Source organism: Variovorax sp. FW301-JW7, assembly GCF_058788795.1.
Map to the genome: position 1 here is coordinate 646,390 of NZ_JBYTBC010000001.1, position 13,333 is coordinate 659,722.

Consider the following 13,333-nt stretch of genomic DNA (forward strand, 5'->3'; position numbering starts at 1 on the left):
CGCCGTTCACTCGGCGGGCACGAGGAAGTTGCCGGCCTCGAACTGCACGGGTGGTGCTGTGGGGTCGAAGCTCACACCGGCCGGGTCGCGGCCTTCGCGCAGTGCGTCGAGCTGGCGCTGCAGCAGCCGGCGCAGCATCACGATGCCGCGATCCGACGAGGCCAGGTGCTCTTCCGAATGCGCGGTGATGGCGCCCTGGCTCACCTGCGCCTCGTAGTCGCCGGGGAAGGCGCGGTGTTCGGCCTCGGTCAGCTCTTCCCACAGCTTGCCATTCAGGCGCGAGCGCATGCGGGACAGGTCGCCGGGGGTCTTCACGCGGCCCACGGTGTAGATGCGAAAGCTGTGGTCGTCGATGGGCAGCACCCAGCCGATCGACTCGACGCGCCCGTAGGTGGCCACGCGCGGGTTGGGCACCACGCGCAGCGTCGGCAGCACGGGACCGGCCACGCGGCGGAAGGTGCGGCCGTCGTCGAGCGTGCGGATCGAGGTGATCGTCACGCCGGTCTCGGTGCTCTCGAAACTCACGTCGGGCATCTGGCCCATGAGCGCCACGAACTGCGTGCCGCTGAAGCTGCCGTGCAGCACGGGCACGTGGAAGGGGTCGGCCACGTTTTCGTAGTGCTGCAGCCAATTGCACGGAATGACCTGCGGCCCGCCACCGCCGATGCTGTTGCCGTCGGCCTCCAGGGTCTCGCCGTCGTCCATGGTTTCGAGGCAGTCGTAGCGCGGCAGCACGGGCTTCTTGTCGGCCGGGCCGAGGTAGGCCCAGATCAGGCCGTACTGCTCCTGCACCGGGTACCAGGGCTGGCGCACCCGGCCGCGGCTGCGCGCGCCGCCTTCGGGTTCGCAGGGCTGGTCGACGCAGTGGCCCTGCACGTCGAACATCCAGCCGTGGTAGCAGCAGCGGATGCCTTCTTCCTCCACGCGCCCGTAGTACAGCGACGCCCCGCGGTGCGCGCAGCGCCAGTGCACGAGGCCCGCGCGGCCTTTCTTGTCGCGGAACAGGATCAGGTCTTCGCCCAGCACGCGCACCTGGCGCGGCGTGTCGGTGGCGTCGGCGGCCAGGCCGATGGGGTGCCAGTAGCGGCGCAGCAGCTCGCCCATGGGCGTACCGGCGCCGACCTCGGTCAGCTCGGGCTTGTGGCTCGGCGCCTTGCGGCCGTACGCGGTGCCGGTGTCGAAGGCGATGGGTTGCCACTCGGCAGTGGCGGAAGGCGGGACGACGGCGCTCATTCGGGGGTGACTCCTGCGGCCTTGATCAGGTCCGCCACGCGGGGAAAGTCAGCCTTGTAGCCGGCACGGAATTCGGCGGGTGTGCTGCCCAGCGGCTCGAAGCCGTAGCCGGCCAGGCGCTCCTGGATATCGGGCAGCTTCGTGATCTCGCGCAGCGCGAGCGACCATTCGTCGAGCACGGGCTGCGGCGTGCGCGCGGGCGCGTACACGCCGATCCAGCTGTCGAGATCGAAGCCTGCAAAGCCCTGTTCGGTGAAGGTCGGCACGTTGGGCATCGAGCGCACGCGCTGGCGGCCCGTGATGCCCAGCACCTTGATGCGCCCGGCCTGTGCGAGGCCGCGTGCGGTCGCAGGGTTGGCCCAGGCCACGCCCAGCGCCTCGCCGAACATGTCGTTGTGTGCGGCGGCCTCGGCCTTGTAGGGCACGTGCACCAGATCGATATGGTTCTGGCGCGCGAGCAGTTCGCCGAACAGGTGCGCGTTGGAGCCGTTGCCCCAGGTGCCGTACGAAACGCCGGGGTGCGCCTTGGCATAGGCCACGAACTCGCGCACGGTGGAGAAGGGCGCCGACGCGCGGGCGATGAGCATCGGTCCGCCCGTGGCCAGTTGCGACAGCGGCTCGAAGTCTTTCACCGGGTCGTAGGGCAGCCTGGGTTGCAGCACCACGTTGTTGATGTGCGTGAGCGGCAGCGTGAGCAGCACGGTGTAGCCGTCGGGCGCCGCCTTGGCGACGGCGTCGGCCGCGATGGTGCCGCTGGCGCCGGGACGGGTCTCGACGATCACCGGCTGGTTCCAGCGCGCCTTGAGCTTCTCGGCATAGACGCGGGCGATGGCGTCCATCGGTCCGCCGGGCGAGCCGAAGGGCACGATGCGCACCACGCGGTTCGGAAAGGGCGCGGGCTGCGCGAAGGCAGGGCCGGCGGCGAGGGCCGCGATGCCGGCACCAAGAACACCGAGCGCATGGCGGCGCGTGGCGCACGTCCTGTCCGCCGCGTGTGCCTCGGGCGGCGAGGGTCTGAACCGATTCATCGTGTCTCCAGTCGTGTTGTACTTGTGCGCTGGACGATACGGACAGCCTGCCCCGCGGGCAATTCGAAGCTTTGAATATGAGATATGGCCCAACGTGATATCCGCAGCCTCGACGTCGGCATGCTGCGGACCTTCGATGCCCTGATGCGCGAACGCAGCGTGTCGCGCGCGGCGACCCGGCTCTTCCTGAGCCAGCCGGCGGTCAGCGCCTCGCTCAACCGGCTGCGCGACACCTTCGACGACCCGCTGTTCACCCGCACGGCCCACGGCGTGGAGCCCACCGCGCGCGCCCATGCGCTGGCCGGCCAGGTCGAGCGCGTGCTGGCCGATCTGTCCGCGATGCTGGAGCCCGGCGAGGGCTTCGAGCCGGCGTCGTCGCAGCGCATCTTCCGCATCTCGGGCAGCGACTACGCCAGCCACCTGCTGCTGCCCACGCTCGCCAACGAACTCGTGGCCTGCGGTTCGCGCATCCGCCTGCACTGGGAGACCAGCTCGTTCCTCACGCTCACCGAGCGCCTGCGCAAGGGCGACTTCGACGTGGCCGTGCTGCCGCGCCTGCAGCCGCCGAGCGATTGCGAATCGGCGCTGCTGTACGAGGACCGCTACGTGGTCGCGGTGCGTCGCGGCCATCCGACGCTCGGCGAGGCGGCCACGCTGGATGCCTTCTGCGAGGCGCCGCACGTGTTCCTGGGCTACGGCAGCTCGGCGCTGGACGACCTCATCGACCAGGTGCTGGCGCGGCAGGGGCGCACGCGCAGCATGCGCGTGGCCATGACCAGCTTCGGCCAGATCGTCGACCTGCTGGCGCAGACCGACCATGTGGCCGTGCTGCCGCTGCGCGTGGCCGAGCATTTTCGCGATCGGCTCGCGGTGCACCCGCTGCCCTTCGAGCTGCCGGGTTACCGCTCGGTCGTCTGCTGGAACCGTCGCTCGAATTCGGATGCGGGCGTGCTGTGGTTGAAAGACGCGCTGCTGCGCATCGCGTTCACTGCGCCGGCTTGAGCCTGCGCGCGAAAGCCTCCAACCCGTCGATCGTGATCTGGATGTGCCGCTCGAAACTGCTGTCGAGCGGCACGGTGGTGCCGTTGTCCCAGCGCAGGATGAAGGCCTTGTTGGCCAGTTGCGGCAGGTGGCGCGTGAGCACCGGATGGTCGAGCGGGCGGATCGTGTGGACGCGCTCGCGCAGCTCTTCGGCCCAGGCCTGCGTGTTGTCGGCGGGCAGGGGCGAGAACTCCATCGTCAGAAAGCCCAGCATCGCGGCGATCACGCAGTTGTAGGCCTCGCGCAGCGGCTCGCCGTCGAAGCCGGCCTCGGTCAGTGCCGCCAGCACGCCTTCGACCAGTTCGGTCGGCAGGCTGCCGTTGGATACCAGTTGCGCCCCGAGCAGCTGCGCCACGTTCGGGTGCTGCCGCACCGCGGCGCGGCAGCGGTGGAACAGCTCGGCGATCCAGTCCTGCCAGGCGAGCGTGCCCTTGGGCGGCGTGACCTGCGCCATGACCGTGGCGGCGACTTCGGCGAGCAGGGCCTCGCGCGTGCTGACATGCCAGTGCACCGTGGCCGGGTACACGCCGAGCTGCGCCGCGATCTCGCGCATGCTGAAGGCGCCGAGGCCGAACGCGTCGATGTGCGCCAGCGCGACTTCGGCGATGCGCTGTTTCGACAGTGCCGCACCGCCGGCGGGGCGGCCGGCCGTCCGGGGGCGAGGCTCGGGGGCTTTTTTCTTCATGGATGCGGCCATTGTGCAGCGGGTGAATTGATTGTATAAATATTATTAATTGAGCATTGATCAATTAAATGGGCCGGGCGCTCCCGGCACGTTCCACTCCCAAAGGATGTCTCCCATGACGACCGCCATCGACCAGGCCCTGGCCCAGGCCCATCAACGCTTCACCGACGGCAACCCCGAGAGCCTGCGCCGCTTCGAGGCGCAGACGCGCTACATGCCCGGCGCCAACAGCCGCTCGGTGCTGTTCTACGCGCCGTTCCCGCTCACCATCGCCAAGGGCGAGGGCGCGTCGCTCTGGGACGCGGACGGCCACCGCTACACCGACTTCATCGCCGAGTACACGGCCGGCGTCTACGGCCACTCGGCGCCCGAGATCCGCGAGGCGGTCATCGAGGCGATGCAGGGCGGCATCAACCTCACGGGCCACAACCTGCTCGAAGGCCGGCTCGCGCAGACGATCTGCGAGCGCTTTCCGCAGGTCGAGCAGTTGCGCTTCACCAACTCGGGCACCGAGGCGAACCTGATGGCGCTCACGGCCGCGCTGCGCTTCACGGGACGGCGCAAGATCGTCGTGTTCTCGGGCGGCTACCACGGCGGCGTGCTGGGCTTCGGCGACCAGCCGTCGCCGACGACCGTGCCCTTCGACTTCCTCGTGCTGCCCTACAACGAAGCGGACACGGCGCGCGCGCAGATCGACGCGCACGGTGCAGACATTGCCGCCATCCTGGTCGAGCCGATGCAGGGCGCGAGCGGCTGCATCCCGGGGCGGCGCGAGTTCCTGCAGGCGCTGCGCGACGGGGCCACGCGGGTCGGCGCGCTGTTGATCTTCGACGAGGTGATGACTTCGCGGCTGGGGCCGCACGGGCTGGCGAACGGGCTGGGCATTCGCTCCGACCTCACGACGCTGGGCAAGTACATCGGTGGCGGCATGTCTTTCGGCGCTTTTGGCGGTCGGGCCGACGTGATGGCGCAGTTCGACCCACGCACCGGGGCGCTCGCGCACTCAGGCACCTTCAACAACAACGTGATGACGATGGCGGCAGGTTACGCGGGCCTCACGCAGCTGTTCACGCCCGAGGCGGCGGGTGCATTGGCCGAGCGGGGCGAGGCGATGCGGTCACGGCTCAATGCGCTGTGCGAACGCGAAGGCGTCGCGATGCAGTTCACCGGCGTGGGCTCGCTCATGAATGCGCATTTCCTGCGGGGCGAGGTGCAGCGCGTGGCCGACCTGGCGGCGGTGGACGGGCGCTTGCGGCAGCTGCTGTTCTTCCACCTGCTGGACCAGGGGATCTACACCTCGCCGCGCGGATTCGTCGTGCTCTCGCTGCCGTTGTCGGCGCAGGACATTGACCGCTACGTCGCCGCCGTGGGCAGCTTCATCGCCGCCTACCGGCCGTTGCTGCTCAGCGCGGGGTAGTGCCCGCCACGCCCAGCAACTCGTGCAGGCGCGTGCTGGTGGTCGTGTACTGCAGCGGGATCGCCTTGCCCGGAAACACCCGCGCCGCAGCGCCCCAGGCCGCCAGCGTGGCCTCGTGGAAGCCGCAGACGATGAGCTTCTTCTTGCCCGGGTAGGTGTTGATGTCGCCCACCGCGAACACGCCGGGTTCGCGGGTTTCGTACTTCTCGGTGTCGACCGGCACCTGCTTGCGTTCCAGCTCGAGGCCCCAGTCGGCGATGGGGCCCAGGCGCGGCGAAATGCCCAGGCAGGCGACCAGCGCGTCGAGCGGAAGCTCGACCGTGGTGTTGTCTGGTGTGGTGATCTGCAGTTGCTTGCCGTCGAAAGCGCTCGGCTGACCGACTCGGAAGGTCAGCTTGCCGCGGGCCACGAGGGCGCGCATCGCGGCCACGTTCGCCTCGTCGGCCTGGAAACCGTCGCGACGGTGGACCAGCGTCACCTGCTTCGCGAGCGTCGTGAGGGCGATGGCCGTTTCCAGCGCGATGTCGTCGCCACCGTTGACCACGACCGTCTGGCCGGCGAAGCGGTCGAGCGAATCGGGGTGATAGAACAGCGTTGAGCCCTCGAACTGCCCGATACCGTCGACCGTGATGCGCTTGGGCACGAAGGCGCCCACGCCGCCCGCGATGAACACGGTCTTCGCGAGGAAGGCCGTGCCAGCCGAGGTGGTCAGCAGCAGGCGGTCGTCGGTCTGGCGGGCCAGCGTAGAAACCTGCTCGCCGAAGTGGAATTGCGGCTTGAACGGCGCCACCTGCTGCAGCAGCGACTGCGCCAGATCGCGCCCGCTGGTGACCGGGGTGCCGGGAATGTCGTAGATCGGCTTGTGGCCGTACAGCGCCACGCACTGGCCGCCCGCGGCGGGCAGCGCATCGACGATGTGGCAGAAAATCTCGAGCAGGCCCAGCTGGAAGGCCTGGAACAGGCCGACCGGACCGGCGCCGATGATCAGCGCGTCGGTCTCGATCGGTGCGGGCGCCTGGCTCAGCGCACCAGCTCCGAGATCTTGCCGGTCTTGTCCTTCCACTCCTCGGCTTCGGGCAGGGCGGGCTTGCGCTTGGTGATGCTCTTCCAGCCGTCGGCCAGGGCCAGCTCGGCGTTCAGCTTGATGAAGGCGATCTGGTCGGCCGGCAGGTCTTCCTCGGCGTAGATCGCATTGACCGGGCATTCGGGGATGCAGACGGCGCAGTCGATGCATTCATCTGGGTCGATCACCAGCATGTTGGGACCTTCGCGGAAACAGTCGACGGGGCAAACGTCCACGCAGTCGGTGTATTTGCAACGGATGCAGGCTTCGGAGACGACGTGGGTCATTTGTCTTGTAGCGTCAGGAGAAGGGGCTGGAAAACCCTAGATTTTAGGCCTTTGCGGCGGGCGGCTGCACGAGCACGGCGGCGGAGGTGCGATGAGAGGCCGTATCGACCAGCACCAGCGACCCCAGTGCACGCGATTGGGCGAAGGGCAGGACGGCCAGCGGCTGCTGCAGCGCGAGCACCACATCGCCGATGGAATTGGCTTCCAGCTGGGTCGCCGGCTCGGATTCGAGGGTCGTGATGTTCACGCGATCGACGATGCGCGCCACCTTGGCCTTGACCCAGCGGTGGCCCTGCAGCGCCCAGTACACGCGGCCCGCGACCAGCGGCTCGTCGTCGAGCCAGGCCACGGTGGCGGTGATCTCGCGCACGGGCTCGAAGGCCTCGGGCGCCAGCAGCCAGTCGCCGCGCGACACGTCGAGCTCGCGGTCGAGCACGATGCCGGCGCTGTGGCCCGCATGCACGGTCTTGGGCTGGCGCGTGTGGCTCAGCACCTGCGCCACGGTGGCAGTCTGGTTGCTCGGCAGCACGGTCACGCGCTGGCCGGGCTCCACGTGGCCCGAGGCGACGCGGCCCCAGAACACGCGGCGGCCCTGCGAGGTGTCGGCCGAGGCCGAGAACTTCTCGACCCACTGCACCGGGAAGGCGAAGGGCACTGCTTCGTCCTGTGCGGTCACGGGCAGGTCTTCGAGCAGCTCGAGCAGGCTCGGGCCTTCGTAGCCGACCCAGTCGGCATGGCGCGTGGCGACGTTCCAGCCCTTGAGGGCCGAGATCGGCACGATGGCCGCGACCTTCACGCCGGCCGCTTCGGCAAAGGCATTCAGCGCGGTCGAGATGCGCTCGAAGGCGAGGGCGGCGTCGTCGATGGCGTCGAGCTTGTTGACCGCGAACACGATCGACTGCACGCGCAGCAGGTGGGCGAGCAGCGTGTGGCGGCGCGTCTGCGGCAGCAGCTCGCGCTTGACCACGGTGCCGTCTTCGACCTCGGCGGCCCAGGCCAGCTTGGTGGCATCGACCAGCACCACGGCCGCGTCGGCGGCCGAGACGGCCGTGACCATGTTGCGCGTGTACTGCTCGTGGCCCGGCGCGTCGCCGATGATGAACTTGCGCTTGGCGGTCGAGAAGTAGCGGTACGCCACGTCGATCGTGATGCCTTGCTCGCGCTCGGCCGAGAGGCCGTCGGTCAGCAGGGCCAGGTCGGTTTCGCCGCCGCGCTGAACGCCGGCCAGCTGGTCTTGCAGCACGGTCTTGCTGTCGACCAGCAGGCGGCCGATGAGCGTGCTCTTGCCGTCATCGACCGAGCCGCAGGTGATGAAGCGCAGGGCGGTGCCGGTGTCGCCGTGAAGGGCGGTGGTGTCGAGGGTTGCCGTCGTCGTGCTCATCAGAAATATCCGTCTTTCTTGCGCTTCTCCATCGAAGCTTCCGAAGTCATGTCGTCCATGCGCGTGGCGCCGCGCTCGCTGACGTCGACCGACAGCGTCTCCAGCACCACGTCGCCCGCGCCTGCGGCCAGGCTCTCGACCGGGCAGGTGGTCGTGATGTCGCCCACGGTGCGAAAGCGCACGTCGCGCACCTGCACGGTTTCGCCGTCGCGCGGCGGTGTGAGTTCAGTCACGGGCACCAGCAGGCCGCGGCGCTCGACCACTTCGCGCTTGTGCGTGTAGTAGATCGACGGCAGGCCGACGTTCTCGCGCTCGATGTATTGCCACACGTCGAGTTCGGTCCAGTTCGAAATCGGGAACACGCGGAAGTGCTCGCCCGGGGCCAGGCGCGTGTTGAACAGCGTCCACAGCTCGGGGCGCTGGTCCTTGGGCTGCCACTGGCCGAAGCTGTCGCGGTGCGAAAAGATGCGCTCCTTGGCGCGCGCCTTTTCCTCGTCGCGGCGGGCGCCGCCGATCAGCGCGTCGAAGCGGAATTCTTCAATGGCTTCGAGCAGCGTCACCGACTGGTGCGCGTTGCGCGATTCGCCCGGATGGGCCAGGCGCACGGTGCCGCGCTTCATCGAGTCTTCGACGCTGCGTACGATGAGTTCGGCGCCCAGTTCTTGCGCGCGCTGGTCGCGGTAGGCCGTCACTTCGGGGAAGTTGTGGCCGGTGTCGATCATCAGCAGCGGGTAGGGAATGCGGCCGGCGCCGAAGGCTTTTTCAGCGCACTTGAGCAGCACCAGCGAGTCCTTGCCGCCCGAGAACAGCAGGGTGGGGCGCTCGAAGGCGGCAGCCACTTCGCGCAGGATGAAAATGGTTTCTTCTTCCAGCGCGTCGAGGTGCGTGTTGGACAGGTTCGCGGGTGAGTGCATGGGCGGCTGCAGCAGGTCGGCTTCGGTACGGGCGTTCATCGGAGGGGTCCTGGAGGCGGAAAGCGATCGTTCAGTGCGACAGGTGCAAGCCGCATTCGCGGTTGTCCTCGCCCTTGGTCGGGTCCACGTAGTCGAAGTTGTTGGGCAGGCCGTTGGCTTCGCAGTATTCGTAAAGCTCCTTGGACGACCAGTGCAGCAGCGGCGCGACCTTGATCAGGCCGTCCGGGTTGACGCTGACCGGGTCCATCTGCGCGCGCACGGCCGTGTCGGTGGCCCGCAGCGCGGTGAACCAGACCTTGGGCGCGGTTTCGCGCAGGGCGCGGGCAAAGGGCTCCAGCTTCACTTCTTCAGTGAAGGCGGCGTGGCGCGGATCGTCCAGCGCCGGCGTGGCGCCTTCGACCGCTTCGCGGTGCGCGCGCGAGCGACGCGGCAGGTAGATGTGCAGGTCCAGGCCCAGGAGCTTCGTCACCTCGTCGGCAAAACGGTAGGTGGCCTCGGTGTTGTAGCCGTTGTCCATCCAGACCACCGGCACGTCCCGCTTGGCGCGCGTGACCATGTGCAGGATCACGGCCTCGAAGGGGCGGAAGTTGGTGGTGATGATCGCGGGCTGACCCAGGCCGACGGCCCAGTCCACCAGGCCCTCGGCGTTGCGGCCGAGTTCGGTGTTGATGCGTGCAAAGTCGATGTCGGTGGCGATGCTCATGGGACTCTCTTGTCTGCTCAGGCGCCGGCCACGAAGTGCGGCGCGGTCTTCACGGCGTCGCCCTGGTAGAATGTGGCGAAGCGGTCGAACTGGCGCTGTGCGTCGGAGGCGTCCACGCCTTCCTTGAGCACGGCGCTGGAGAAACCGGTGCGTTCCATCTGCACCAGCTGGTCGATCAGCACGTCGCCAGTGGCGCGGATGTCGCCCGTGAAGCCGAGGCGGCGGCGCAGCAGGAAGGCCTGGCTGTAGGCGCGGCCGTCGGTGAACTTCGGAAAGTTCAGGTCGATGCGCTCGATGTCGGCCAGGCACACCTCGATGGCGAGCGGGTCGGCGTCGTTGGCCAGTTGCAAGACCTTCGGGTCGCCGTCGTCGATGTGGTCTTCGGCGGCCAGGATGTTCAGAGTCTTCTTCATGCTGCTTCCTCCACCTTGAATCGCGCACCGTTGGCTGCGGCCTTGAACGGGTCGGGACCGACGCGGCGCAGGGTGTCGATGAAGGTTTCGCCGTTTTCACGGGTGTCGCGGTACGTGGTGAGCACAGCCTCGATCACGCCTGGCACTTCGGCCGCCGAGAACGAGGGGCCGACCACCTTGCCGGCCTGCGGCGCGCCGCTGAGCGCGGAGCCGTCGGAGCCGCCGAGGGTGACCTGGTACCACTCCTTGCCGTCCTTGTCGACGCCCAGGATGCCGATGTGGCCGCTGTGGTGGTGGCCGCACGAGTTGATGCAGCCGCTGATGTGCAGGTCGATCTCGCCCAGGTCGTCGAGCTCGTCGAGGTCCTGGTAACGCTCGGTGATGGCTTCGGCGATGGGAATGGAGCGGGCGTTGGCCAGCGCGCAGAAGTCGCCGCCGGGGCAGGCGATCATGTCGGTCAGCAGCTGCACGTTGGCGCTGGCGAAACCGGCGGCGCGGGCGGCGAGCCACAGCGCGTGCAGGTCTTCGGCGTGCACCCAGGGCAGCACCACGTTCTGGTCGTGCGTCACGCGGGCTTCGCCGGCCGAGAAGCGGTCGGCCAACTCGGCGATGGTGTCGAGCTGGTCGCCCGACGCGTCGCCGGGGGCCTGCTTCAGGCGCTTGAACGACAGCGTGACGGCGCGCAGCGCGGGGTTCTTGTGGGCGTCGACGTTACGGGCGAGCCAGCGCGCGAACATGACGTCGTCGGCGGCGTGGGCACGCAGCTCGGCGTCGGTCTTCTCGGCGCTTTGCAGCACGCGGGTGGCCAGCGTCGGCGGCACGAAGGAGGCGGCCACGCGGTCGTACTCTTCCTGCGTGATGGTGTGCGGCGCGCCGTCGTGCTCGATGATCTGCTTGTACTCGGCCTCTACGTCGTCGATGTAGCGCTGGCCTTCGGCCTTCACCAGGATCTTGATGCGCGCCTTGTAGATGTTGTCGCGGCGGCCGTAGCGGTTGTAGACACGAATCACCGCTTCGAGGTAATTCATGATCTGCTGCCAGGGCAGGAACTCGCGCAGCACGGTGCCGATGATGGGCGTGCGGCCCATGCCGCCGCCCACCTGCACACGGAAACCGATGTCGCCTGCTTCGTTCTTCACCACGTGCAGGCCCACGTCGTGCCAGCCGGTGGCGGCGCGGTCTTCGGTGGCGCCGGTGATGGCGATCTTGAACTTGCGCGGCAGGAAGGCGAACTCGGGGTGCAGCGTGCTCCACTGGCGCATGATTTCCGCGAACGGGCGCGGGTCGGCGATCTCGTCGACGGCAACGCCGGCGCGCTCGTCGCTCGTGATGTTGCGGATGCAGTTGCCGCTGGTCTGGATGCCGTGCATGTCGACCGAAGCCAGCAGGTCCATCACGTCGGCCGACTTGGCCAGCGGAATCCAGTTGTACTGGACGTTCTGGCGCGTCGTGAAGTGGGCGTAGTGGGTGGGCAGCTTGTGGCTGCCGAGCAGGCCCTGGGTCTCGATGGCCTTGCGGTAGACCTCGGCTTCGGGCTCGTCGTACTCGCGGGCGATGCGGGCCAGTACGCGCAGCTGTTTGCTCGACAGCTCGCCGTACGGCACGGCCACGCGCAGCATCGGCGCGTAGCGCTGCACGTACCAGCCGTTTTGCAGGCGCAGGGGGCGGAACTCGTCCTCGTGCAGGCGGCCCTTTTGCCAGCGCTCGAGCTGGTCTCGGAACTGGGCAGCGCGTTGGTGAACGAACTGGCGGTCGAATTCTGTGTATTGGTACATCGTGCGTGTGTGTCTTGAAGAAGTGCGGTGCCGCACGTACAACGGGGCGCCCCAGCAAGAAGCCGTGATTCTGAAAGCCCGCCTTATGGAAGCAAACTATTTTTTGGTTCGCGTCTTATGCGGATAAGCTTATTTACCAGCATCCATGCGGGTTGCGAGGCGGTTGGTTGCTTATTCCAGATAAGGCGCGAAGGCCGGCGCGGGGTCGCCGGACGCTGGATTCTAGGAACCCGGCGGCACCCGCGCAGGGCGGCTATCGCAGCTTGAAGTCGAAGCCGAGGGTCTGCGGCGAACTCAGCAGCTGCCGCGCGGCCTTGTCGGCCTGGTGCTGCGCGTTGAGCCATTCCCGGGCCAGCCGGGCTTCGGTCCGGTTCAGGTTCTCGATGCCGTGGTGGCGTTCCTTCGACCAGGCCTGGAAGCACTTCACCACCCGCAGCGGATCGCCGATCTGCTCCTCGATCCGCAGCCGGTAGATGTCCGCGGCCACCATGACATCCTTCAAAGTGAAGTTCTGGCCTTTGACGTGGACCACGTAGGGGACCACATAAGAAGTTGTCCTGGCGAGATCGCTCATGCCTTCATCCGTGCCTCAAGTCGCTGCCTGTGCCGCAGGTTAGCGGCGGGTATCGAAATGAAACTGAGCGTTTCTGAGCGCCGCAGCGGCGCCTGAACCGCTGTGGACTACCGCCGGATGAGCGTCTTGGCGTGGAAGCGGTAGCCGGCGTTGCGCGCCGTGTTGATCGGCAGCACCAGCCCCGTGGCCTCGCTGACCTTGCGCCGCAGGCGGCGAATCTGCGTGTCGAGGCGGCGCTGGTCGTAGCTCAGGTAGTGCTCGCCCAGCGCCTGCACGATCTGCTGGCGGCTGGCGATCTCGCCGGCGCTGCGCATCAGTTCGTGCAGCACCGTGAGGTCCTGTTCCGACAGTGCAATGGGCGCAAAACCCGGCGGCGACAGCCGGCGCGGCCCCAGCTCCAGCACCCAGGCGTCGGCCGGCACCGCGGCGGGCGAATCGCCCAGGCGCCGCGACAGCGCCGCCAGCGTGGCCGCCAGTTCATCGAGGTCGGTGGTCTTCGACAGGTAGTAGTCCGCGCCGATGTCCAGCCCCGTCACGCGGTCGCGGGCGCCGCCGCGTGCCGTCAGCACGACGATGCCCAGGCGCTCGCCGCGTTCGCGCAGCTCGCGGATCAGCGACAGGCCGTCGCCGTCGGGCAGCCCGAGGTCGACCAGCGCGATGCCGTGGCGGGCCGGGTCGTAGGTGCGGTGGAAGCCTTCGAGCGACGCCTCGGCATCGACCCGGTAGCCGCTGCCGGTCAGGAACTCGCTCAACTCTTCGCGCAGCACGGCTTCATCTTCCAGCAGGATCACATCACGCATGGGAACAGGGTACGGGCTG

At 68.2% G+C, this 13,333-nt stretch carries 14 protein-coding genes; 2 read left to right on the top strand and 12 right to left on the bottom strand.

All coding sequences use genetic code 11. The features are described from left to right. Positions 1 to 6: 6 nt before the first annotated feature. Positions 7 to 1,233 carry a Rieske 2Fe-2S domain-containing protein gene (locus AC3WQM_RS02830; RefSeq protein WP_492676863.1) on the bottom strand — a complete coding sequence of 409 codons (1,227 nt, stop codon included), beginning with the start codon at positions 1,231 to 1,233 and terminating at the stop codon, positions 7 to 9. Further along, the gene (locus tag AC3WQM_RS02835; protein WP_492676864.1) at positions 1,230 to 2,261 is read right to left on the bottom strand and encodes a Bug family tripartite tricarboxylate transporter substrate binding protein; all 1,032 of its coding nucleotides are present in this window, start codon (positions 2,259 to 2,261) and stop codon (positions 1,230 to 1,232) included. The genes AC3WQM_RS02830 and AC3WQM_RS02835 overlap by 4 nt, the downstream gene beginning before the upstream one ends. Before the next feature lie 84 nt (positions 2,262 to 2,345). Between AC3WQM_RS02835 and AC3WQM_RS02840 the strand changes: the two genes are divergently transcribed. Continuing rightward, a complete protein-coding gene (locus AC3WQM_RS02840) occupies positions 2,346 to 3,263 on the top strand; it encodes a LysR family transcriptional regulator (RefSeq protein ID WP_492676865.1) in 918 nt (305 codons plus the stop codon). On the opposite strand, the gene AC3WQM_RS02845 is transcribed toward AC3WQM_RS02840, so the two are convergent. Next, positions 3,247 to 3,987: a TetR/AcrR family transcriptional regulator gene (locus AC3WQM_RS02845; RefSeq protein WP_492676866.1), complete on the bottom strand. Its 741-nt coding sequence runs from the start codon at positions 3,985 to 3,987 to the stop codon at positions 3,247 to 3,249. The two genes, AC3WQM_RS02840 and AC3WQM_RS02845, sit on opposite strands and share 17 nt — an antisense overlap. A gap of 115 nt (positions 3,988 to 4,102) precedes the next feature. Here AC3WQM_RS02845 and AC3WQM_RS02850 point away from each other — a divergent pair, with 115 nt between their 5' ends. Next, a complete protein-coding gene (locus tag AC3WQM_RS02850; RefSeq protein WP_492676867.1) occupies positions 4,103 to 5,404 on the top strand; it encodes an aspartate aminotransferase family protein in 1,302 nt (433 codons plus the stop codon). On the opposite strand, the gene AC3WQM_RS02855 is transcribed toward AC3WQM_RS02850, so the two are convergent. From AC3WQM_RS02855 to AC3WQM_RS02895, 9 genes are all read right to left on the bottom strand, one after another. Continuing rightward, the gene (locus tag AC3WQM_RS02855; RefSeq protein WP_492676868.1) at positions 5,391 to 6,467 is read right to left on the bottom strand and encodes an NAD(P)/FAD-dependent oxidoreductase; all 1,077 of its coding nucleotides are present in this window, start codon (positions 6,465 to 6,467) and stop codon (positions 5,391 to 5,393) included. The genes AC3WQM_RS02850 and AC3WQM_RS02855 overlap by 14 nt on opposite strands. Beyond that, positions 6,425 to 6,754 carry a ferredoxin FdxA gene (gene fdxA / locus AC3WQM_RS02860; protein ID WP_062472491.1) on the bottom strand — a complete coding sequence of 110 codons (330 nt, stop codon included), beginning with the start codon at positions 6,752 to 6,754 and terminating at the stop codon, positions 6,425 to 6,427. Before fdxA ends, AC3WQM_RS02855 begins: the two co-directional genes overlap by 43 nt. Positions 6,755 to 6,797: 43 nt before the next feature. After that, positions 6,798 to 8,135, bottom strand: a complete 1,338-nt coding sequence (locus AC3WQM_RS02865; RefSeq protein WP_492676869.1) for a sulfate adenylyltransferase subunit 1 — start codon at positions 8,133 to 8,135, stop codon at positions 6,798 to 6,800. Continuing rightward, positions 8,135 to 9,088 carry a sulfate adenylyltransferase subunit CysD gene (cysD, locus tag AC3WQM_RS02870; RefSeq protein ID WP_447744569.1) on the bottom strand — a complete coding sequence of 318 codons (954 nt, stop codon included), beginning with the start codon at positions 9,086 to 9,088 and terminating at the stop codon, positions 8,135 to 8,137. The genes AC3WQM_RS02865 and cysD overlap by 1 nt, the downstream gene beginning before the upstream one ends. A 31-nt stretch (positions 9,089 to 9,119) precedes the next feature. Then, complete coding sequence (locus AC3WQM_RS02875) at positions 9,120 to 9,752, bottom strand: phosphoadenosine phosphosulfate reductase domain-containing protein (RefSeq protein ID WP_095745492.1); 633 nt, start codon at positions 9,750 to 9,752, stop codon at positions 9,120 to 9,122. A 17-nt stretch (positions 9,753 to 9,769) separates the two neighbouring features. Further along, on the bottom strand, positions 9,770 to 10,165 hold the full coding sequence (locus AC3WQM_RS02880; RefSeq protein ID WP_099789712.1) for a DUF934 domain-containing protein: 396 nt from the start codon (positions 10,163 to 10,165) through the stop codon (positions 9,770 to 9,772). Then, a complete protein-coding gene (locus AC3WQM_RS02885; protein ID WP_492676870.1) occupies positions 10,162 to 11,940 on the bottom strand; it encodes a nitrite/sulfite reductase in 1,779 nt (592 codons plus the stop codon). Before AC3WQM_RS02885 ends, AC3WQM_RS02880 begins: the two co-directional genes overlap by 4 nt. 253 nt (positions 11,941 to 12,193) lie before the next feature. Further along, positions 12,194 to 12,514: a hypothetical protein gene (locus AC3WQM_RS02890; protein ID WP_369629027.1), complete on the bottom strand. Its 321-nt coding sequence runs from the start codon at positions 12,512 to 12,514 to the stop codon at positions 12,194 to 12,196. 107 nt (positions 12,515 to 12,621) lie between these two features. Next, a complete protein-coding gene (locus AC3WQM_RS02895) occupies positions 12,622 to 13,314 on the bottom strand; it encodes a response regulator transcription factor (RefSeq protein ID WP_492676871.1) in 693 nt (230 codons plus the stop codon). Positions 13,315 to 13,333 lie beyond the last annotated feature (19 nt).

What these genes read in the sequence shown, in the direction of transcription:
- AC3WQM_RS02830 (WP_492676863.1), bottom strand. Translation starts at nt 1,233, where the DNA reads ATGAGCGCCGTCGTCCCGCCTTCCGCCACTGCCGAGTGGCAACCCATC.
- AC3WQM_RS02835 (WP_492676864.1), bottom strand. Translation starts at nt 2,261, where the DNA reads ATGAATCGGTTCAGACCCTCGCCGCCCGAGGCACACGCGGCGGACAGG.
- AC3WQM_RS02840 (WP_492676865.1), top strand. Translation starts at nt 2,346, where the DNA reads ATGGCCCAACGTGATATCCGCAGCCTCGACGTCGGCATGCTGCGGACC.
- AC3WQM_RS02845 (WP_492676866.1), bottom strand. Translation starts at nt 3,987, where the DNA reads ATGAAGAAAAAAGCCCCCGAGCCTCGCCCCCGGACGGCCGGCCGCCCC.
- AC3WQM_RS02850 (WP_492676867.1), top strand. Translation starts at nt 4,103, where the DNA reads ATGACGACCGCCATCGACCAGGCCCTGGCCCAGGCCCATCAACGCTTC.
- fdxA (WP_062472491.1), bottom strand. Translation starts at nt 6,754, where the DNA reads ATGACCCACGTCGTCTCCGAAGCCTGCATCCGTTGCAAATACACCGAC.
- AC3WQM_RS02865 (WP_492676869.1), bottom strand. Translation starts at nt 8,135, where the DNA reads ATGAGCACGACGACGGCAACCCTCGACACCACCGCCCTTCACGGCGAC.
- cysD (WP_447744569.1), bottom strand. Translation starts at nt 9,088, where the DNA reads ATGAACGCCCGTACCGAAGCCGACCTGCTGCAGCCGCCCATGCACTCA.
- AC3WQM_RS02875 (WP_095745492.1), bottom strand. Translation starts at nt 9,752, where the DNA reads ATGAGCATCGCCACCGACATCGACTTTGCACGCATCAACACCGAACTC.
- AC3WQM_RS02880 (WP_099789712.1), bottom strand. Translation starts at nt 10,165, where the DNA reads ATGAAGAAGACTCTGAACATCCTGGCCGCCGAAGACCACATCGACGAC.
- AC3WQM_RS02885 (WP_492676870.1), bottom strand. Translation starts at nt 11,940, where the DNA reads ATGTACCAATACACAGAATTCGACCGCCAGTTCGTTCACCAACGCGCT.
- AC3WQM_RS02890 (WP_369629027.1), bottom strand. Translation starts at nt 12,514, where the DNA reads ATGAGCGATCTCGCCAGGACAACTTCTTATGTGGTCCCCTACGTGGTC.
- AC3WQM_RS02895 (WP_492676871.1), bottom strand. Translation starts at nt 13,314, where the DNA reads ATGCGTGATGTGATCCTGCTGGAAGATGAAGCCGTGCTGCGCGAAGAG.